The following is a 20,757-nucleotide window of genomic DNA, read 5'->3' as shown; positions in this document are numbered from 1 at the left end:
CGCCTCTGCGAGGGGAAGGAGTATATATATGCGAAGGAGCAACACCTCCGGTTTTACCCGTCGTAGAGGTTGGTGGGACGTTTAGCCGCCATATACGATAAGGGGAGACCTGTATGAGGAACCACAATCACGGAGTGAATGTACTGCTCCGGTTGACAGTCATTTTGTTTGGAACATTTTTGCTTGCATTTGCTTATTATCACATCAATTTTCAGAACCATTTGTCTGAGGGCGGATTCGTAGGATTATCGCTGCTCGGCAAATATGTATTAGGAATTTCACCTTCAATTTCTACTCTGCTTCTAGACGTTCCAGTACTCTTGATTGCATGGATGTTCAAAGGGAAAGCGTTCGTGTGCAACACCTTTGTTTCTGTAGGAGCTTTTACAATCTTTTACGGACTTATGGAACGATATTCCGGTTTGATCATCAACTTGCAGGGCAATTTGGCAATAGCAGCCCTTTTGTCTGGCGTACTGACAGGTTTAGGAGCGGGAATTATTCTGCGAAGCGGCGGCGCAAGTGGTGGAGACGATGTTTTGTCGCTGCTGATCAGTGAATGGAAGGGAATCAAAGTAGGTACAGTATTCATCATGTTGGATGTAATCGTTCTGGCACTATCACTCTTCTATATGCCTGTTAAAGAAACGATGTATACGGTGATGGCGGTAGTCGTAGCTGGCTATGTGATCACATTTACAACCTCATTAGGCAAACCAAAGTTAGTGAAGGCGCCAAAGATTCAGTCTACGCTGCGTAAACCACATGATGGAACGGTAATGTGAAGAAGGCTGGTATATAACAGCTTATTTGGGGATATACTACATTTAAGGTCAGCCAGAATTTCTGGTTGACTTTTTTTTTGCTGGATATGAGACGTGATTTAAAGTGTTGCAGACATCAGGCGTTGCTAGAGTAAATCTAGACCTCGGACGCTTCGTCCATACTAAAAGGTGGCGCACAGTAAAAATCCTGTGCGCCACCTTTTAGTTAACCTACGACTCTGGTGCCCATCTTTGAATCTTGTTGAGACATTTGCGTCCACCTTCAGCCAGACAATCCAGGGCTAATATTTATTGGGAAAAAGCACATTGGAGCGCTCTGTCAAATATCGTCTCGCGGGTGGACAAATCCCTCTTTGGGTTGCATGGTCAGCTCACTGCCCTATCTATACCTTTATTTAGTGCGCTGCATTCGTGATAGCGACGCATTCGTCCGAGCAATGACCACTATGCTCCTTTTCGCAGTCCTCACAGCAAATATGCTGAAGATGGCAAGCATCGTTGGCGCAGTTGATGAATTGGTCAGCTGGTTGACCGCAGTGATGGCAACGTCCGACAACGATATCCCCGTCGGTATGATTAATCTGTACGGAGATCCGCTCATCGAAGACATAACATTTTCCATCAAACAGTTGGCCCTGTACCTCAGGGTCTTTACCATAGGATACAATGCCGCCGTCCAGTTGGTACACCTGCCCAAAGCCTTCCTTCATCATAAACCCGCTTAATTTCTCGCAGCGGATCCCGCCTGTACAGTAGGTCAGGATTGGTTTATCCTTAAGCTCGCTCATATTCTCACGAATCCAGTCCGGGAATTCTTTGAAGCTGTCTACTTCGGGGCGGATGGAGCCGCGGAAATGACCAAGATCGTATTCGTAGCCGGTACGGCCATCCAGAATCACCACATCATCGCGCTGCATCATTTCATAGAAATCTTTGGGCGCCAGATGCTCTCCCGTGATCACGTTAGGGTCCAGTTCCTCCTCGACACGGAAGGTCACAAGTTCACTTTTATAACGCACGAAAATCTTTTTGAAGGCATGAGCATCAGCCTCATCAATCTTGAAGACGATATCGCTAAACAACGGGTTTGCACGCAAATCCTTCATGTATTGCTCGGTTTGGGCAATCGTACCGGATAGTGTCCCGTTAATGCCCTCATCTGAGATGAGAATCCGTCCTTTTACGTCAAGCTCTTTGCAGTAAGCCAAATGTTCCTGGGCGAATTGTTCTGCATCAGGCACTTTTACAAATTTATAGTATAGCAGAATTGCAAATTCCGATTGTGGTTTCATTCATTTCACCTTTATCATTAGAGTTAGACTTCTTACTAAATAAACATTCAAGTATAAAAAGTATTGTAACATATTATCAAGGCTTGACAAGAGATACTCTTGAATCAGTAACAATAAGTGTGTCATGTATAATTGACATTTCGCTCAAGTGTCATATATATTGTACACGAGGGGGTCTTATATGAATAAAGTTAAAGAATATAGGCAGATCGCTGGACTGACGCAAATGGAGCTAGCAACTCGTGTTGGCATCGCCCGCCAGACTGTAAATCTTATTGAGAACGATAAATATAATCCAACGTTATTCCTATGTATTGCACTTGCTAAGATCCTACATACAGACCTGAACACATTATTCTGGGAGGAAGAGCGATGAAGAACAAAATGTTAAATCGTCTTATAGGCGTAACAGATGACCGTGATGAGTATCAACTGCAAGAAATCTATAAAGAGCTTGCATTTTCGGGGGCATTGATGTTCTACCTCTCTATGGCTCTTATGTTCATTTGTCTTCTTGTAGATACGTTTAAGCATACACTTAGCATCGGGACAATAGGCTTGTTAATTGTGAATATGATTTATGCTAGCAAAGTGTTTTTTCGGATTCGCAAAAAAGAGCTGGATTCACTAGAATGTACCAGTGAAGAGGAGTACAGGGAGAAGATCAAGAAGCTGCGTAAAGGTGGATTTCAGGCAGGTCTTTATTGGGGATCGTTAATGTTTATACTAAATGCATACATACTTCCTTATCTCGCAAGTGGTCTCATTGAACTAACCTGGAGTAATTTTATCATCTGGCTATGCGGGGGGATATTCTTCGGCGTAACAATGTACTTCATAGGCAAGTCTAAAGTGAAGAAATGTTATTAGTGCCACAATATCTCTTCAATAGATAAAATTCAGGGCTGCGTCTTAATAGGATGAAACATTAGGTCGCAATACGCGTATATTTTCATTGAAAAAGTCACTGGGTGGCTTGTAATTAAAAGGAGGAACTGCGGGATGAGTGCTCACGAGATTGATTATGTCATTATGGGCGAGGAAATACAGTGTGTAGAGGTGCAGCTTGACCCCGGAGAGAGTGTAATTGCCGAAGCTGGGAGCTTCATGATGATGGATCAGGAAATAGCGATGGAGACGATTTTTGGTGACGGTAGTGGAGGCTCGCGTGGAGGCGGACTGATGGGTAAGCTGATGGGCGCGGGCAAGCGTCTGCTGACAGGTGAAAGCTTGTTCATGACCGTGTTCACACACAGCGGTTCTTATGGACGAAAAAGTGTCACCTTTGCTGCCCCATATCCAGGCAAAATCATACCGCTAGATCTTCAGCAATACAGTGGAAAAGTGATCTGTCAAAAGGATTCATTCCTCTGTGCGGCGAAGGGCGTCTCGATCGGTATTGAATTTCAGCGTAAGCTGGGCACGGGCTTTTTTGGTGGAGAAGGTTTTATTATGCAAAAGCTGGAGGGTGACGGACTAGCTTTCGTACACTCTGGCGGTTATGTTATGGAACGTACACTGCAGCCTGGAGAGACGCTCAAGCTGGACACCGGTTGTCTAGTCGCTATGACGTCTTCGGTGGATTATAATATTGAGTTTGTAAAAGGTGTCAAAACCGCACTGTTCGGCGGTGAGGGCCTATTCTTCGCTACGCTGCGCGGACCCGGGAAGGTCTGGGTACAGTCGCTGCCATTTAGCCGAATGGCTGACCGCATATTGTCCGCTGCCGGTAACAGCGGACGCAAAGAAGAAGGAAGTGTGCTTGGCGGACTCGGCAATCTGCTGGATGGCAGATAAGTTTGTATGGGCATTCGACGCGTAGAGTGTTCGGTTTTAGCGCGGTGGTTTATCAGGGGGACGAAACAAGGGCAGAAATGCCCTTGATTTCTGGGGATTGGCCCGAATGGAGCGAATCCAGCGAAAAGAACGGTATAAATCCCGTAGAAAAGCCGAATCGGGCTAATTGAGCGGCCTTAGAGTACCAGTTCAGTTTGTTTCAACAAGACATTGATTACTTATGTTCGATGTAATATCACCGTTCGACGTTTGTATTATCGACTCTGTGATGTCCACCGATACTGTATCTGAAACTAACTATATAGTGAGACCCGTGAATGATTATGCTCATTCAGGGTCTTTTTTTAGTCGATAGGCTTGGGATAGTTTAGTTTATAACCATTAAATACCGGCTCATGAGAGACTGGTTCAGGAATGTCTATTGGAATTGGAATTGAAATTAGATTATGACTTTGACCAAAAAATTGAGAATGCAATAACCTGGGCTAAGGAGCTGCTAGATTCACAGGAGTATCCGCTGCGTTGTCTTGCTTTTGTAGAAGACGCTTATGAGAGAAGCAATGGGATCGAAATGTGGGGAGGCAGCGATGCCCGCGAATCCGCAGAGTTGTATGAGGCACACAAGAATACTGGGAATCCGCCAGCGGGCGCATTTGTTTTTTATTCCTGCTCTGGCTTGGTAGAGGGGGAGCTTAAGCATTGGGGACATGTTGCTTTATCTCTTGGGAACGGTGAGGCTATTCATGCATGGGATAAGGTTAGAATAGATCACTATTTAGAAGTTTGTCATCTGCAAGCTGCTCCCGGCTGGACGAAACCTGAGTTTATCGGCTGGGCACCTGTTCAGAGAGTGCTCGCTGGGATGCAGAAGAAACAGTGGGACTAATTTATTTTATTGAGTTACTTAAAAAGCAGTCATTTCCTAATTAAATCCAACGAACCTTAAATAGCTAAGAACCCAGGAACCCCTCAATAAGCGGGAGCTTCATGGGTTCTTTTTGCACTGGATACGCTTGACGATTTGTCTAACGTTACCCCTGAAGATTTGACTAACCCTGTCCGCGATGTATATATTATTTGGCAAACCCCTATATTGTTAAGGCTGTGACCGGAGGCATGATATGTTCAAAATATTTATTATAGAAGATGACCGTGGACTGGTGGCTCTGCTACAGGATTATTTACATAAGTTTGGATATGAGACACAGGCTGTGAACGATTTCGAGCGGGTTCGCACTCAGTTTGAAACGTTTGCTCCGCACCTGGTTCTGTTAGATGTTAATTTGCCAAAATACGATGGTTATTACTGGTGCCGCCAGATTCGTGGGATATCCACCTGCCCTATCCTTTTTATATCTGCCCGCGACGGAAAAATGGATCAGGTGATGGCGCTGGAGAACGGAGCCGACGATTATATCACCAAGCCCTTTGATTATGAAATTGCGATGGCCAAAATCAAAAGCCAGTTACGACGCGCCTACGGCACCTATGCGGGAAGCAACAATGAGCGTACCCTATCCGTTGCCGGAATGACGCTGGATGTGGAGCGACTAGTGCTTACTCGAGGAGAAACCAAGGTGGACTTAAGTCACACGGAAGCCAAGATACTAGATGAGTTGATGCAAAAGTCGGGAACCATCGTTACCCGCGACAGACTGCTCGAAAAAATTTGGGATGATCAAGCCTTTGTGGATGAGAATACGCTTAATGTCTATGTCACCCGTGTACGTAAAAAGCTTGCCGCTCTTGAGATTACGGACGGTCTACAAACCGTTCGAGGTCAAGGCTACCGCTTGATTCCGAATTGGGGGGATGAGGATTGAAGCTATTTTTAAGGGAGCAGATCCCTTTAATTTTTGTCTATCTAGCACAGCTCATCTTGATCACACTAGTATATCGGCTGGATGGGGGCAGTGGTGTGAACGTAAGTCTGTACGCTGCTCTTCTCAGCACTTGTCTGCTGCTTAGCTACCTTGCTTATCGGTATATCAGCAATCGTACATTTTATGAACGTCTGGAGACACTACCCTCCTCTCTAGATGAAGCTGGCGGTCCATCACAGGATTCTCCGCTTGCCGTGAGTTTACGAGGACTACTAGGGTCACAATTCCGCCTCTACAAAAATGATTTACATAGCTACCGCCACAAGCTGGAAGAACATATTCATTTTATTAATCAGTGGGTACATGGGATGAAGACACCATTGTCTGTCATCCATTTGATGATTCAAGATAAGGACGGACCACCTTTTACAGCAATTGGTGATGAACTGGATCGTCTGAAAAAAGGACTGGATACCGTACTTTATACGGCTCGGCTAGATACTTTCGAGCATGATTTTTACGTTGAACGTTTGGATTTGGAAACCCTCGTACGTGGAGTGACCTCAGAGCAGAAGCGTCTGTTCATACGTACCCGTATATTTCCTACTATTAAAATAGATGAGCGAATCGCTGTAACCACAGATGAGAAATGGCTAAGTTTTGTGCTGACACAGCTCATTACGAATGCAATACGTTATACGACGGAAGTCGGCAAACATGTATATTTTCATGGGTACATACAAGAAGAAAAGAGAGCAGTACTGGAGATACGAGATGAAGGAGTTGGCATCCCAGCAGGTGATCTGCCACGTGTGTTTGATCCTTATTTTACAGGTGTGAATGGACGAACCTTTCAAGAATCCACGGGGATGGGTTTATATCTTGTGAAACAGATCTGCGGAAAACTTGGTCACGAGGTGAGCATTTGCTCAGAAGAAGGTAAGGGCACGACCGTGCGGATAGTGTTTAGGGAGTCCTACCTTACAAATATGTAAGGTCATTGTAAGTTAGAGAAATGGCAGCCTGTGTATACACTTTGTATAATGAAGGCAATCCAGTCGAAAGAAGGAGAGGTAACACTTGCCCATTCTAGATGTTCATAATTTATCAAAAATATATGAGGGTAAAGTGTCCACTCAGGCATTGAATCATATCCGCTTTTCTGTTGAAAAAGGGGAGTTTGTTGGCATTATGGGACCTTCGGGGAGTGGGAAAACAACGCTGCTCAACACGATCGCCACCATCGACCAGCCGACCTCCGGTCAGATTCTGATCAACGGCCGAGATCCAAATCTGCTTAGCAGAAAAGAAAAGGCACTCTTTCGCCGCCATGAGCTCGGTTTCGTCTTTCAGCATTTCAATCTACTGGATACGCTCACTGTGGAGGAGAATATTGTACTGCCTCTTACACTTGCTGGTGTCCGTGTAACGGAAATGGAGAGCAGGTTGAAAGAAGTAGCAAGTATGCTGGACATTAAGCATTTACTGCAAAAACGGACATACGAGATTTCAGGTGGGCAAATGCAGCGGACCGCCATCGCCCGGGCGATGATTCATCGTCCTGCTCTGATTTTAGCAGATGAGCCTACAGGGAATCTGGATTCCAAAGCTTCAGGTGAAGTTATGAATATGCTGACAGAGGTGAATAAGGAAGAAGGGACAACCGTGCTGATGGTCACACATGACGCAGTGGCCGCGAGCTTTTGTAATCGGGTCATCTTTATTAAAGACGGACGTTTCTATAGTGAAATGTACAGGGGGAGCAGCAGAGGCGCCTTCTTCCAAAGTATTATTGATATGTTGTCTCTGCTTGGGGGAACTAGCCATGACCTTTCGGCAATTCGCTTATAGGAATGTTACACGTAACAAGCGTAAATATGCGGCTTATTTTGTCGTCAGTGCTTTTTCAGTGATGATCTTTTTTGTGTGCGCTTTGTTTATTTACCATCCGGATATTTCTAAGAGCTTGGTTTATAGTACAGCAGCTCATACAATGATGGCGGCAGAAGCCATTATTTATGTGTTTTGCTCCTTGTTCGTTCTCGTATCGGTCGGATCGTTCCTGCAGTCACGTAAGATGGAGTTTGGGATTTTGTTGATGCATGGAATGACGAAGCGACAGCTCAACACGATGGTATTTTTGGAAAATATGATGATCGGCACCTCAGCCATCCTTACAGGTACTTTACTAGGGCTAATTCTGGGCAAGTTGTTTTTAATGATCGGATCTACTTTTCTAGGAATACCTCTTTTAACGTTTCATCTTCCATGGCAGGCGCTTGTACTTACGATATGTAGCTTTGCGCTGCTATTTATTCTAATCTCGCTGAGCACGTTCTTTTTTATTGGGAATGAATCACTGATGCGGCTGTTTCAGGGAGAACGAAAAGCAGAAGAGGAGCCTAAAGTCTCCTTGGTGTTATCTATATTGTCTGCTTTATTGCTGCTAACGGGCTATTATATGGCAGCTACAGCACAAGCGGCTTCGGTTGAAAAGGTGATGTTCCCCGTCGTTGTAATTACGGTTGCGGGTACCTATCTCTTTTATACTCAGCTCAGTATTTACACTGTTAAACTACTTAAGACGATCCGGCGCCTGTATTGGAACCACACGAATATTATTACTTTATCGGGCTTGTCTTACCGCTGGAAAGAGAATGCCCGAATGTTCTTTATGGTGACGATTGTATCCGCAGTATCTTTTACTTCAGTGGGAGTATTCGCATCGATCCATACGCTTTCCAGAGAATTGAAACTGGACTATCCCGCAGCGGTTGGTTATGTAGCCAAAGGCAATCAGTCGCAGGACCCTTTTGATCAGCATTTGGACGAAATTAAGGAAGAGCTTACAACGCTCGGTTTACCCTATGAGACACTTAGCATTCCGATCAAATACGCAGAGGTGGAATCTCAGACCGGGCCAGATCGCACGTTAAGGCTTCCCTTGATTACTTACAGCGATTATAAGCTTGCTCTGCTTCGTGCAGGGTTTACGACGGATGAGCGCCCTCTTACTGGAGATGAAGGACTGGTAATGATCGGTTCGCAACGAGACCGGAGTCTGACAGCGGGTAGAGTAAAGCCGATATACACCTTGAAGCAAGGACTTTCCATTAGAGAAATAGGTTATACCCAGCATGTTCCGATAGCCGAATATCTATTGCCGGAGCTGGATGGAAGGGATGGGGGAGATTTCAGTGGTGTCGTGATTAGCGACGAGCTTTACAAGGCCATTGATCCCGTACAGACAGATTTGTATACAGGATTTTATATGGATGACTTCCCGCAAACGGTAGGTATAGCGGCGGATCTTGCCCATAAAGGCAAACGATCCTATGAAAGTAACTCTCCATACGCGATTGTTGTTAGCGGCACGCTGTTTGAAATACAGAGAACACTGTACAACACGATGCTATTCGCTTCTTTACTGGTGGGTACTGTTTTTTTCATTGCGGCAGGCAGCTTCCTTTACTTCCGGCTGTATACAGATCTAGATCATGATCGTCATCAATATTCTACATTGTCCAAAATGGGGCTTACAGATCAAGAGCTAAACCGAATTGTAACGATACAATTGTCGTTGTTGTTTTTTGTGCCGGTTGGGGTGGCCATTTTGCATAGTGTGTTTGCCTTTATTGCGCTTCAGCGGTTGTTCTACTTATCTATTGCTGTGGAGACCGGGGCGGTGTTATTGGGATATTTGGCTGTCCAGGGACTTTACTTCTTTTTTATTCGCAGCCGTTATTTACGCAACTTGAAGAAGAACTTGATCTGAATAATGGGGGTTACGAAATGCAAGCATGGATTACAGATTTTATGGAGCAGTTTGGTTATTTCGGTATTTTCCTAATGCTCGCTTTTGAAAATATATTTCCACCGATTCCTTCCGAAGTGATCCTCCCTTTTGGCGGATTCATGACAACCACAACGAATTTGACCATTCCTGGTGTAATCATTGCTGCTACGCTTGGCTCTTTGCTGGGGGCAGTGATTCTCTATTATATTGGTCGTTTGTTGGATGTAAATCGATTGGAAAAGATCGTTGAACGCTGGGGCGGACTACTTCGAATCAGCAAAAAAGATATCCACAAGGCTGACGCTTGGTTTGACAAATATGGCTATTGGACCGTATTATTTTGTCGGATGGTTCCACTAGTGCGAAGTTTGATTTCGATCCCGGCGGGGATGTCGGGCATGAAATTTGGAGTGTTTATGATCTTCACAACGATTGGTACGCTGGGGTGGAATCTACTGCTTGTGCTTATTGGTGCGGCATTGGGTGAGTCTTGGGAAGACATCGCCATGTATATGGATATGTACTCCAACGTAGTGTACGTACTTATTGCTGGGGGATTAGTGATCCTGGGGTATCTGTTCTTCCGCAAGCGCAGCCGGAAAATGAACACCGAAGGTTGAGCCGAGAAGGACTTATAGATAAAAGTTATGATTAAAAAGGAGGAGAACAAATGGAGCTATTAACGATTATTAAAGCTATTATTTTGGGAATTGTTGAAGGATTGACCGAATTTGCTCCGGTATCCTCCACAGGTCATATGATTATTGTTGATGATATGTGGTTGAAATCGACAGAGTTATTTGGGCAACATACGGCCAATACATTCAAAGTGGTCATACAACTGGGTTCTATATTAGCGGTTGTTGTCATTTTTAGAAATAGGTTCATTGAACTGTTGGGGTTAAAGCGTTTCAGTCGGAAGCAGTTGGACCCTGTAATTGAGGAACAACCGCAGCTCGAGAAGGGTGGACACCTTAAGCTTACACAGGTGCTTGTAGGATTAGTGCCAGCAGGTGTGCTGGGCGTTCTGTTTAATGATTATATTGACGAGCACTTATTCTCTACATCAACAGTGTTAATCGGTCTAGTAGTCGGTGCTGTATTAATGATTATTGCGGATCTGTTTGGACCTAAGAAGATCCAAACGGAGAGTGTTGATCAGATTACATACAAGCAGGCGCTAGGTGTTGGTCTGGTCCAATGCTTCTCGTTATGGCCGGGATTTTCACGTTCCGGGTCGACGATTTCTGGTGGTGTCCTCCTTGGTATGAGTCATCGCGCTGCTGCTGATTTCACATTTATTATGGCTGTTCCAATCATGGCAGGCGCCAGTCTACTCTCGCTGATGAAGAACTGGCAATATTTCACCATGGATGCTCTACCGTTCTTCATCGCAGGCTTTATCAGCGCCTTTGTGTTTGCGCTGTTATCGATGCGTTTCTTCTTGAAACTGATCAACCGGATCAAGCTTTTACCGTTTGCTATATACCGGATAATACTTGCTGCTGTAGTATATTTCGTATTTTTCTAAATCCGTTATAAGGAATCGATATAACAGAAGCCCCCGTAATCTATTGCAGATTATGGGGGCTTTCACGTATGATGACATCAGATTAAGACACATACTTTATTAATTATAAGGATAAAGTAAAAGTTTCACTTTATCCTTATAATTCTCGCATAAACGCTTACCGTCCTTAAAAGGACGCCGAAGGCGTTTTAGCTTGACAATATCGGAGACAGGTGCTTGCCGGGAATTAGTAGTCCGGTAGGCTTAATAGGGAAATTCGGTTCGAAGCCGATGCGGTCCCGCCACTGTAACGGAAGAGTCCATAGCAACATATGTCACTGGCAATTTACTACTGCTGGGAAGACTGCTAAGGATGTTGACACCGCTAGCCAGGAGACCTGCCTGTTTCAACAGCACTGCTTCACCTACGGAAGATAGGAAGGTGTTAGACGCTAGCCATAGGTATATCATGGGCGTCTTTCCCTTTGACTTTTTTAGGGAAGGGCGCTCTTTTTTATAGGAATACAAGTGATATCGAGTCCAAAATAAGAAGATGGAGAAGGAGAGCTGCAAAGTGACGAACAAAGTAAAAGTAAGCAATCTTGGCTATCCAAGAATCGGAAAAAACCGCGAGTGGAAGAAAACGTTGGAAGCCTTCTGGGCGGGAAAAATAAATGAGGAAGAGTTCCGTGCTGAAATGGCAGGAATCCAGCTTCAGCATTTGAAGACTCAGCAGATGGCAGGAATTGAGCTAATTCCAGTAAATGATTTTACATTCTACGATCATGTGTTGGATACGGCTGTAATGTTCGGGATCGTACCTCCACGTTATGCGTATGATGGTGGCGACATTGGGCTTGATCTTTATTTTGCGATGGCTAGAGGAAATGCGGAGGCTACCGCCTGCGAGATGACTAAATGGTTCAATACGAACTATCATTACATCGTTCCAGAGATCGGTGAACAAACGCCGCGTCTGACCGAGAATAAACCACTGAAAGCTTATCGTTTTGCCAAATCCCAGGCGGGGATTGAGGGTAAACCTGTGATTTTAGGCCTTTATACCTTCCTTAAGCTGTCAAAAGGTTTTGCAGCTGCGGATATTGCGAAGATTGCCGCTCGGTTTCTTCCAGGCTACGTTCAGTTGTTGCAGGAACTGAAGCAAGAAGGGGTAAGCTGGGTACAAATCGATGAACCAGCGATTGTTACAGGAATAAGCACTTCAGAATTGGAATTGCTTAATTTGATATACACAGAAATTGCTGAATCCGTGCCAGGCTTGAATATTATTCTGCAGACTTACTTTGAAGCTGCTGAACCGCTGGAGGCATTGTTCAAGCTTCCGGTACAAGGTTTGGGACTAGATTTTGTCCATGATGGCGGAACGAATCTGGCGTCGATTGAACGTCTTAGCTGGCCTGAGGATAAATGGCTGGGAGCGGGGATTATTGACGGTCGCAACATTTGGCGCTCGGATCTGGATGCTAAGCTACAGCTAATAGAGAAGCTAAGTGTACATGTACCGCTTGATCGTCTTATTCTACAACCTTCATGCAGTTTGCTGCATGTTCCGGTCACCGTTCAGGGTGAGGTGAAGCTGAAGACAACCGTCAAGGCTGCTTTAGCCTTTGCTGATGAGAAGCTTAGTGAGCTTGGCCTGATTGCTGCAGCCTTAGAGGGTACCGGAGAAGCTACTGCTGCGCTGACAGCCAGTCGCGAAGCCCTTGCAGCCTTCCGTGCACTTCCTGAACGCGGCCGTAAGGATGTAGCAGAGCAAGTTATCGGCCTTGCAGATTTACCGGACCATCGCAGTCTGCCTTTTGCTGAGCGCCTGAAGGTGCAGCAAGAGAAATGGCAGCTTCCACTTCTGCCAACGACAACGATCGGAAGCTTTCCACAGACCGTAGAAGTGCGCCAGGCAAGGTTGAAATGGCGTAAAGGCGTATGGAATCAGGAGCGGTACGACGGGTTCGTTCGTGAGCAGATCGCGGATGCAATCACCTTCCAAGAAAAACTAGGTCTGGATGTACTGGTGCACGGTGAGTTCGAGCGGACGGATATGGTAGAGTTTTTCGGCGAGAAGCTGGATGGGTATTTATTTACAAATAATGGCTGGGTTCAATCCTACGGTTCCCGCTGCGTCAAACCACCGGTTATTTATGCGGATATAGCTTTTATCCAACCTATGACCGTAAAAGAAAGCGTCTATGCTCAGTCGTTGACTCAGCTTCCTGTTAAAGGAATGTTGACAGGACCCGTTACGATCCTCAATTGGTCTTTCGTACGTGATGATCTTAGTCGAGAAGAAGTAGCGAATCAAATTGCCCTAGCGCTCCGCCATGAAGTTAAAGCTTTGGAAGATGCAGGCATAGAGATGATTCAAGTGGATGAGCCAGCTATTCGCGAAGGACTTCCTTTGAAGGCAGAAGATCGTGAGGAATACTTGAATTGGGCGGTGAAGTCGTTCCGTATCGCGACGAATCATGTGAAGGCTACGACACAAATTCATACTCACATGTGCTATAGCGAATTCAATGACATGATAGATTCAATTTCGGCTATGGACGCTGATGTCATCTCTATTGAGACTTCCCGTAGCCACGGGGAACTGATCGTCAGCTTTGAGGAGCAGGAATATGATAAAGGAATCGGTCTTGGTGTATATGATATCCATAGTCCACGAGTTCCTGCAGTAGAAGAGATGACAGCTAATATTGATCGTGCGCTGCGGGTGCTGGATCCTGAACAGTTCTGGATTAATCCAGATTGCGGTCTTAAGACACGTGGCTGGCAGGAGACAGAAGATGCACTTCGTAACATGGTAAGAGCTGCTGCTATTGCTAGGGAGAAGGCAGGAGTTATAGCCTCCAAATAGGCAAAATAGGTATACGGTAAATCGAAGCCGGGGATTTTCACCCTGGCTTCTTATTTCAGCCACTTGATAATAATTCTCATTCTTGTTAGAATGAAAAAAGAAAAGAAGGAACCGTGGAGGGTCCCTTCAAGTTATTATCTTATTTGCTTTCGAAAGTTTTGCAGTCTGTTTCTTCTGCACGTGTAGGTTCTTGTGAGCTGTGGAAAGCTACAAAGATAGAATCAGCACTGCATTTTTTCTCTTCTGCCCAGTGGGTGCAGGAGTTAACTTCACAAATTACGTCTTTTGCCATGTGGGTACACCTCCCCTTGTTGTGATAGACAGCATCATTCAGTGAACTACTCTGTTCAGCAAGGTGGAGCTTGTCCGAACAGAACCATGCCGCGCCCTCATTCATTATGAATAGAGGGTATTTGGTGTTTTCTGTGTGGTTAGACGTGGTAATTGTACCAAATAAAGCGCTTGTAAGAAAATGGGTTTTTAATAACGAAATAGTTACAAAATTAACAGAGAAGAGCTATGCTAATGTTCAGGGTTCTTCAGTTCTTGTAGGTACTACTGGTTATGATGTTGATATTTACATGGCGAGATTATTAAGCGGTTCTCTACCAGATTGTGTTTATGTCATTAAACAAAGTGCTTCAAACCCAGGTTAGAACTTTGCACAAAATATAATAGCTTTAAGCCAAAAGAGTCGCAGAAATACGGCTCCTTTTCTGTTTAGTGAGCATAAAATCAAAGGAAATTGCTTGTAATTCCATTTTTCAGTGCAACCTTCCAAGTTTTGGAACGTCATAGTAAAGAGTACGGAAGAGATCTGCTTAGAACAAGACATTCCGTAACTATATTATGATCCGTGTAAGCGGTATCTACTACATTTTTTGGAGGAATGAGAATGCGAAAATGGGGTCTGCATTACTTATGTTTATTAATTCTTGCGGTGGTCTTGGCGGGTTGTGGCTCAGCGGATAGCAATTCGGCGGGGGATAGTTTGGCAAAGAATAATAGTAGTATGAGTAATGATGAAGCAGCAAAGATAGAAGAAGCTCAAAACTCAATGGCCTCATCCGCGGATCAGAGTACCTCGGCAGCACCTGAGACAGCAGCAGGTGGCAGCGAAGACTCAGCAGTAAAGGGCTCGACATCAGAGAATACAAATCAAGCAAGTGCAGGATTTACAGGCAGTGATGTAGTGGCGGGATTGAACAAGAAGCTGATCTATAAAGCCAATCTTAACATGGAAGTAGAAGACTACGGAAAAGCTCAGACTGAAATTCGTAATATGGTAACAATGGCTAATGGATATATTATTGAGTTTAACGAAAATATGTCGCAGTACGAGCAAGGCGGAACATTTATCCTTAAGGTGCCTGCAACAGGGTTCTCACCTTTTCTGAATAATTTAGAGAAAGTTAAACACGAATCTCTACAGCGCAGCATCCAAGGTCAGGATGTCTCGGAGGAGTACGTTGATCTGGAGTCGCGTCTGAAGGCAAAGCAACTAATGGAAGCGCAATATACAGAGTTTATGAAAAAAGCAACTAAATCCACTGATCTGGTCGCCTTCGCGAACGAGCTTGGTTCGATTCAGGAAACAATTGAGCAGATTAAAGGTAGAATGCGTTATATAAATCAGAATGTATCCTTCTCTACGGTAGAACTGAGAGTGTATCAGACGGATGCAAGCATTGCTGTGAAGGAGAAGGAGGAGCAAGGTCCATTAATGGAACGGGCTTCGGATGCTCTAAAAGGAAGCTTGAATGCGTTATCTGTTATGTTTCAATGGATTGTCGTTATTCTTGCAGGAGCGTTACCGATACTAATCGGAGTAGCCATTATTTTAGCCATTGTTTTAGTTACCCGCAAAAATATGCGTGAGCGTCGGGAGCAGCAGACACAGAGGATTCGTCAGGGGAATAAGGAACTGAACAGAGAGCAAGTCATGCCTGCGGCAACAGAGCCTAAAGAGGCAGCTTCAAAGGATGATCAGAAGGCTAGTGAGGATTCAAAGAAAGAGTAAGCTTATATGAAGAAACGGTTGTCATCCTTAAAGGACGACAACCGTTTCTTCTTGTGTGCTGAGGATTGATAATTAAGCAGGCTGGAAGAGTACGCGATACTCCCCGTATCCTTCCTTCTCCAAATCCTCTTTCGGAATAAATCGTAGCGCCGCTGAATTTATGCAGTAGCGTAGACCGTTTTCCCCTGGACCATCGTCGAAGACATGGCCTAGATGGGAGTCTGCTACTTTACTGCGTACTTCTGTACGAACCATTAAATGGCTGAGATCCGTCTTTTCCTTCACAGCGTAATCCTGGATCGGACGAGTAAAGCTTGGCCAGCCGCAACCGGAATCATATTTATCCTGCGAGCTGAATAACGGTTCGCCAGATACGATGTCTACATAAATTCCTTCTCCGTGGTGATCCCAGAAATCATTCCGGAAAGGAGATTCTGTAGCACTATTCTGAGTGACTTCATATTGAAGTGGAGTTAGACGTTCTTTCAAGCTTTGTTTGTCCTCTTTATGTGTCCAGTGGGTTTCGATAAAATCCTCTCGCCCAGAACCTTTACGGTAGCGTTTGTAGTGGCCTGGATTCTTATGATGGTAGCCCTGATGATATTCTTCGGCATGATAGAAGGTGGCTGCCGGAAGGATCGGGGTTACAATTGGGCTAGAGAATCGACCGCTAGCTTGCAGAGCTGCCTTAGATGCCTCTGCTTGTTGCTTTTGTTCCTCTGAATGGGTAAAAATAGCTGTTCCATAAGAAGTCCCGCGATCATGGAATTGTCCACCGGCATCGGTTGGGTCGATTTGCTGCCAAAACAGCTCAAGTAGCTTGCTGTACGGGAAAATATCTGGGTTGAACGTAATTTGTACGGCTTCAACATGTCCTGTAGTTTCAGAGCAAACCTCTTCATAAGTCGGGTTCACTGTATGTCCGCCGGTATAGCCGGAGACGATACTAATGATACCTGGCAATTCCTCGAATGGGGAGACCATGCACCAGAAGCATCCACCTGCGAATGTTGCTTTTTCCGTTTTAGAACTTATATGGTTAGTATGATGCTCACTCATTAATATCCCTCCATTCACGTAATGCAATTAAATAGATCACAATTTAATTATAAAGCAAATATCCACAGTCTGCCAGCTTGCACCAAATAAGTTCTTTCCCTATCTGCAATTCTTCGCTTCTTGAGAGCGAGGACGCAAGCTTAATCCAGCAAGAATTATTACAGCGGCATAGACGATGATTGCTGTAATTGCACTTCCGGGATTCTGTAACAGATGATCCCCGAGGAAGGCGTATAAGGCAATCCCCGGCATTTTTCCTATACCTGAAGCTACAATATAGCTCCAAAAAGGAAGGCCAGCGGCCCCAGCGTAGATGTTAACCGCTGTTTGGGGAATGATCGGCACGAGACGTACAAGGACAATCGAAGCGAAAGGCCGTCGCTCTATGCCTGCTGTGAACTTTTCGAGTGCGGGTTTGGAGGCTAAAAAAGCTCTCGCTTGGCTTTGAAATAAGTACTTCACAACACCAAAAAGGATTGCAGCAGCAAGATTTGTAGCTAGCCAGCAGATCAAAGCACCCACTAAACTTCCGTATGCATAACCGAAGAATCCGATGACAGCCTTGTAAGGTACAACTGGAAACAGAGCCAGTAGAGTTGCGATACCTATGTAGCTGAAGAGATTATGATCCTCTTTCATCCAGCTAAGGATGTCATATCTGTAGATAAACGCAAGGATTGTGCACGAAACATAAAGAATAATCGAGAACCATTTTCTCATAGATAATATGCCCTTTCTTCCACTCATTCATCTCATCATACGGGATAAGTAGTAAATATTGAAGTAAAGATCAATTGGTCAGGGAATGAGAAGCAGGTATAATAGCATTTGTAGAGAAGAAAGTGAAAGTACGAGTTCTTGAAGTCAAGAGGGGAGATAGATCAGTGATTGTTCCTAAACGCAAAAGAGTCGCCATTATCGGAATCGGCAACATTGCCCGGAAAGTATATTTGCCACTGCTCTCTCAGCATGATCATGCGGAGGTAGTTGGTGTTCTCAGTCATTCACCGACAACGGTGGAGCAGGCAGTTCACGCCTACCGTTTTCCTAAAGGTACGACGAATTTGAATGAGCTGTTATCTTGGGATCTGGATGCAGTATTTGTACATAGCCCAACAACTACTCATTATGATATAGTAACAAAATGTCTCGAACGTGGGATTTCGGTATATGTAGATAAGCCACTTTCTTATGATCTTGAAGAGTCCAGAAGAATGGCAGAGCTAGCACAAGATAAAGGGCTACTATTAGGAGTGGGATTTAATCGCCGTTTTGCCCCTATGTACGTCACTGGCAAGCAATGGCTTGAGGAAGTCGGTGGGATTAGCCATTGTAGTGCGATTAAACATCGAACGAAGCTACAGACAGGCAGTAGTCGCGAAACCGTGCATGATGATCTGATCCATATGCTTGATCTGCTGTTGTGGTTGTGCGGAGATCATTATGAACTGCTTCGTAGTCATCTTCAATCTAGTGGAGAAGGGCGTCTGATGCAGGCATCTGGAATGCTGGGCTGGAAGCATGGCGCAGTGGGAATGTACAGCATGGTTCGTGAGGCCGGTGTGGATCTGGAGAAGCTGGAACTGCACGGAAATGGCAGATCGGTAGAAGTAGTGGATCTGGACAAGGCTGTTCTTTATGAAAAGGATGCTTTGCCGCATATTCAAAGCTTTGGAAGCTGGGATACTGTGCTGGATAGAAGAGGTTTTAGTGGAGTGGTAGATTATTTTCTAAGCAACATAAATACACCGGAGCAATGCAGTATTGCAGCTTCAGCAGTCTTGCCTAGTCACATGCTAGCGGCACAGCTTGCTGAATGAGGTCTCTAAGAAAGGAGTAGAATATATGGAGGATAACCGTAAATTAGTGGAGGAACAGATCATCGAAAGTTATAAGCGCGAAGAAGAGATGATGATTCTTGTCTTTGCGCAGTGGTGTGTAAATAATGGACTCGATCCGCATGCTCTTTATTTGCAGGCCTATCCGCAGCAAGAAGGGAATGAAGCCTTGCGTAAGGCGCTTGCCCTCACGGTTTCCGCGGAGGAAGCGGGGGACATTTCCGATGACACCGTTCTGGGTGTGCTTTCGCTATTTGGAAATGATGACTTAGCCCAAATAGTGACAGAAGCAATTGCTCAAAGGGTATCTAAAGGGTATGTGGGGGATTGACACTGGGGATATAATAATAGAGTCAGATGAACTTTTTTGGGTAAACGATGTTCATCATGGTTAAAATGTGTTAATATTATATATACTAACTAATAGTAAGTTTCGCTAGTGAGAGGTGAGAACAATGGAAGAACATCAGTTTTCGATGTGTCCCAGATTTGAAACAGCCTTCTCTTTCTTAGGCAAACGTTGGAATGGACTTATTATTCAGACATTGATGAGTGGACCGAAGCGGTTTAAAGATATCTCCGGCCTCATTCCTTCAATGAGCGATAAGATGCTGTCCGAGCGGATGAAGGATTTGGAAGGTGAGGGTATTCTGGTTAGGCATGTATACCCGGAGACACCCGTACGTATTGAGTATGAATTAACAGACAAAGGCCGTGCGTTGCAGCCTGTTATGCAGCAGATTCAGTCTTGGGCTGAGAGCTGGGTAGACTAAAATTCACAGTAATGTTGTGGCCCTTTTTCCGGAATGGTGGAGAAGGGGTTTTTCAATTTCTTGTAATATAAGGCCGCCGAAGGCATGTATGCTTGAAAAAAACTTGCACAGTTTAAAAATAATTGTAATATAATAGAAAAACATTGTATGATCCTTGAATGGAAACGCTCGCGTATTGTTTTTTGCTCAAATCTACTCAGCTGGAGTACAGGCATAGCAAAACTATTAGGAGGCGAGGGAGATGAAGACGAAGACGACCCTGTTTTCCCGGGAAATAACGTATGGAAAAAAGGATGTTGCTGAGCTAGAGAATGCTTCTATCAAAGTACAGCTCATCTATGACAAGACGTTGTTCATGCTGCATAGCCATCTTCCAGATTTCTTATGGGATGCGTGGATTGGCGTGCCTTACAGCATTATCTCTTCACTCTACAAAGGCAATAATGATAGCGGGACTATTTTTCAAAAATGGATTCAAAGTCCGACCGGCTGGAAATGTATTGGCTGTGAACGACACTGTCTGGAGTCGACGGAACCTCTCCAAGATGTAAATGCGGCGAATCATGGGCGACAATATAAGTTTCATAACGGCATTCGCCAGAGTATGGTGCTTCAAGCCTTAATTTGGTCCATGTACGAGAATATCGTATTATTCAAACCCTTTTTAGGCGATGAGCCTTTTTTTGACGATGATGATTTGCATACGATATCCTCTTATTTCGTTCCAACTTATCTTAACGATTATCACCTTATTGAGCGGTCTAAGCCATGCAAAGAATACAAAGATCAGAGTATACGTGTCTTTCAGGAATGGATTTCCGCACCTGATCTTGTCCTCAAATGGAATGGCGGCCTGACAGAAGGCAGATGGATGACCGGTGTCTATATGGATCACTCCCGCTTTGCCGGCTTGGGACCTTATTTGAAGGATTCGAAGGGACAGCGGACGTATATGCAGGCTTATGTGCAATAAAGAGAGTTAAATACAGGTTTTCTATGATAAAAGCACCTTTGTAGGTAAAGGTGCTTTTTTGCGTGTATTTTGCATGTACATCTATCCCCAAATTCGTTCAAAAATAAGATACAATTTCCGTGCGTACAATCACAAGTCAAAGTTCCTTTCAGGGTTAAGGTGAGAAGGTAGAAACGATTTAATCAAAACCTGATCCCATAACCCAAGGAGGAGTTA

At 44.6% G+C, this 20,757-nt stretch carries 22 protein-coding genes and 1 riboswitch; of the genes, 18 read left to right on the top strand and 4 right to left on the bottom strand.

Annotated elements, in window-relative coordinates:
* Nucleotides 1-113: 113 nt before the first annotated feature.
* Nucleotides 114-785, top strand: a complete 672-nt coding sequence (locus MHH52_RS21140) for a YitT family protein (RefSeq protein ID WP_340004306.1) — start codon at nucleotides 114-116, stop codon at nucleotides 783-785.
* Nucleotides 786-1,180: 395 nt separating this feature from the next.
* Here MHH52_RS21140 and MHH52_RS21135 read toward each other — a convergent pair whose 3' ends face one another.
* A complete protein-coding gene (locus MHH52_RS21135; protein ID WP_340004305.1) occupies nucleotides 1,181-2,077 on the bottom strand; it encodes a rhodanese-related sulfurtransferase in 897 nt (298 codons plus the stop codon).
* 181 nt (nucleotides 2,078-2,258) lie between these two features.
* On the opposite strand from MHH52_RS21135, the gene MHH52_RS21130 reads away from it, so the two are divergent.
* The 11 genes from MHH52_RS21130 to metE all read left to right on the top strand — a co-directional run bounded on the left by MHH52_RS21130 (nucleotide 2,259) and on the right by metE (nucleotide 13,878).
* A complete protein-coding gene (locus MHH52_RS21130; RefSeq protein WP_060622514.1) occupies nucleotides 2,259-2,453 on the top strand; it encodes a helix-turn-helix transcriptional regulator in 195 nt (64 codons plus the stop codon).
* On the top strand, nucleotides 2,450-2,947 hold the full coding sequence (locus MHH52_RS21125; RefSeq protein WP_340004304.1) for a DUF3278 domain-containing protein: 498 nt from the start codon (nucleotides 2,450-2,452) through the stop codon (nucleotides 2,945-2,947). Before MHH52_RS21130 ends, MHH52_RS21125 begins: the two co-directional genes overlap by 4 nt.
* A 132-nt stretch (nucleotides 2,948-3,079) precedes the next feature.
* The gene (locus MHH52_RS21120; RefSeq protein WP_313638964.1) at nucleotides 3,080-3,874 is read left to right on the top strand and encodes a TIGR00266 family protein; all 795 of its coding nucleotides are present in this window, start codon (nucleotides 3,080-3,082) and stop codon (nucleotides 3,872-3,874) included.
* Between the two features lie 421 nt (nucleotides 3,875-4,295).
* Entirely contained in the window at nucleotides 4,296-4,760 is a 465-nt protein-coding gene (locus tag MHH52_RS21115; protein WP_340004303.1) for an NlpC/P60 family protein, read from the top strand.
* A gap of 235 nt (nucleotides 4,761-4,995) precedes the next feature.
* Nucleotides 4,996-5,697 (top strand): response regulator transcription factor, encoded by a 702-nt coding sequence (locus tag MHH52_RS21110; protein WP_340004302.1) that lies wholly within the window; start codon nucleotides 4,996-4,998, stop codon nucleotides 5,695-5,697.
* Nucleotides 5,694-6,692, top strand: coding sequence for a sensor histidine kinase (locus MHH52_RS21105; RefSeq protein ID WP_340004301.1), 999 nt, complete (start codon nucleotides 5,694-5,696; stop codon nucleotides 6,690-6,692). The genes MHH52_RS21110 and MHH52_RS21105 overlap by 4 nt, the downstream gene beginning before the upstream one ends.
* Nucleotides 6,693-6,777: 85 nt before the next feature.
* Nucleotides 6,778-7,548 (top strand): ABC transporter ATP-binding protein, encoded by a 771-nt coding sequence (locus MHH52_RS21100; protein ID WP_340004300.1) that lies wholly within the window; start codon nucleotides 6,778-6,780, stop codon nucleotides 7,546-7,548.
* Entirely contained in the window at nucleotides 7,523-9,472 is a 1,950-nt protein-coding gene (locus tag MHH52_RS21095; RefSeq protein ID WP_340004299.1) for an FtsX-like permease family protein, read from the top strand. The genes MHH52_RS21100 and MHH52_RS21095 overlap by 26 nt, the downstream gene beginning before the upstream one ends.
* Nucleotides 9,473-9,489: 17 nt before the next feature.
* Nucleotides 9,490-10,113, top strand: a complete 624-nt coding sequence (locus MHH52_RS21090) for a DedA family protein (protein ID WP_313638832.1) — start codon at nucleotides 9,490-9,492, stop codon at nucleotides 10,111-10,113.
* Nucleotides 10,114-10,163: 50 nt separating this feature from the next.
* On the top strand, nucleotides 10,164-11,024 hold the full coding sequence (locus MHH52_RS21085) for an undecaprenyl-diphosphate phosphatase (RefSeq protein WP_313638831.1): 861 nt from the start codon (nucleotides 10,164-10,166) through the stop codon (nucleotides 11,022-11,024).
* Between the two features lie 193 nt (nucleotides 11,025-11,217).
* A riboswitch (cobalamin riboswitch) is annotated at nucleotides 11,218-11,424 on the top strand.
* A 153-nt stretch (nucleotides 11,425-11,577) separates the two neighbouring features.
* Nucleotides 11,578-13,878, top strand: a complete 2,301-nt coding sequence (metE, locus tag MHH52_RS21080) for a 5-methyltetrahydropteroyltriglutamate--homocysteine S-methyltransferase (RefSeq protein WP_340004298.1) — start codon at nucleotides 11,578-11,580, stop codon at nucleotides 13,876-13,878.
* 139 nt (nucleotides 13,879-14,017) lie between these two features.
* Here the strand turns inward: metE and MHH52_RS21075 are convergent, their stop codons facing one another.
* A complete protein-coding gene (locus MHH52_RS21075; protein ID WP_313638829.1) occupies nucleotides 14,018-14,170 on the bottom strand; it encodes a DUF1540 domain-containing protein in 153 nt (50 codons plus the stop codon).
* 124 nt (nucleotides 14,171-14,294) lie between these two features.
* On the opposite strand from MHH52_RS21075, the gene MHH52_RS21070 reads away from it, so the two are divergent.
* Together MHH52_RS21070 and MHH52_RS21065 are read left to right on the top strand one after the other, a co-directional pair.
* Nucleotides 14,295-14,534, top strand: coding sequence for a hypothetical protein (locus tag MHH52_RS21070; RefSeq protein WP_340004297.1), 240 nt, complete (start codon nucleotides 14,295-14,297; stop codon nucleotides 14,532-14,534).
* Between the two features lie 239 nt (nucleotides 14,535-14,773).
* Nucleotides 14,774-15,898 carry a DUF4349 domain-containing protein gene (locus MHH52_RS21065; protein ID WP_340004296.1) on the top strand — a complete coding sequence of 375 codons (1,125 nt, stop codon included), beginning with the start codon at nucleotides 14,774-14,776 and terminating at the stop codon, nucleotides 15,896-15,898.
* Between the two features lie 72 nt (nucleotides 15,899-15,970).
* Here the strand turns inward: MHH52_RS21065 and msrA are convergent, their stop codons facing one another.
* Nucleotides 15,971-16,957 carry a peptide-methionine (S)-S-oxide reductase MsrA gene (gene msrA / locus MHH52_RS21060; RefSeq protein ID WP_340004295.1) on the bottom strand — a complete coding sequence of 329 codons (987 nt, stop codon included), beginning with the start codon at nucleotides 16,955-16,957 and terminating at the stop codon, nucleotides 15,971-15,973.
* Nucleotides 16,958-17,056: 99 nt separating this feature from the next.
* Nucleotides 17,057-17,677, bottom strand: a complete 621-nt coding sequence (locus MHH52_RS21055; RefSeq protein ID WP_313638825.1) for a VTT domain-containing protein — start codon at nucleotides 17,675-17,677, stop codon at nucleotides 17,057-17,059.
* Nucleotides 17,678-17,841: 164 nt separating this feature from the next.
* On the opposite strand from MHH52_RS21055, the gene MHH52_RS21050 reads away from it, so the two are divergent.
* The 4 genes from MHH52_RS21050 to MHH52_RS21035 all read left to right on the top strand — a co-directional run bounded on the left by MHH52_RS21050 (nucleotide 17,842) and on the right by MHH52_RS21035 (nucleotide 20,541).
* Entirely contained in the window at nucleotides 17,842-18,777 is a 936-nt protein-coding gene (locus MHH52_RS21050) for a Gfo/Idh/MocA family oxidoreductase (protein ID WP_340004294.1), read from the top strand.
* Nucleotides 18,778-18,802: 25 nt separating this feature from the next.
* Entirely contained in the window at nucleotides 18,803-19,126 is a 324-nt protein-coding gene (locus MHH52_RS21045) for a hypothetical protein (RefSeq protein ID WP_340004293.1), read from the top strand.
* A 124-nt stretch (nucleotides 19,127-19,250) separates the two neighbouring features.
* Nucleotides 19,251-19,568 (top strand): helix-turn-helix domain-containing protein, encoded by a 318-nt coding sequence (locus tag MHH52_RS21040; protein WP_313638822.1) that lies wholly within the window; start codon nucleotides 19,251-19,253, stop codon nucleotides 19,566-19,568.
* Nucleotides 19,569-19,809: 241 nt separating this feature from the next.
* Complete coding sequence (locus MHH52_RS21035; RefSeq protein ID WP_340004292.1) at nucleotides 19,810-20,541, top strand: hypothetical protein; 732 nt, start codon at nucleotides 19,810-19,812, stop codon at nucleotides 20,539-20,541.
* Nucleotides 20,542-20,757 lie beyond the last annotated feature (216 nt).

The sequence above is a fragment of the Paenibacillus sp. FSL K6-0276 genome, from assembly GCF_037977235.1.
GTDB lineage: Bacteria > Bacillota > Bacilli > Paenibacillales > Paenibacillaceae > Paenibacillus_AQ.
Note: the sequence above shows the minus strand (reverse complement) of the source record. Positions and strands in the feature narration are given on the sequence as shown.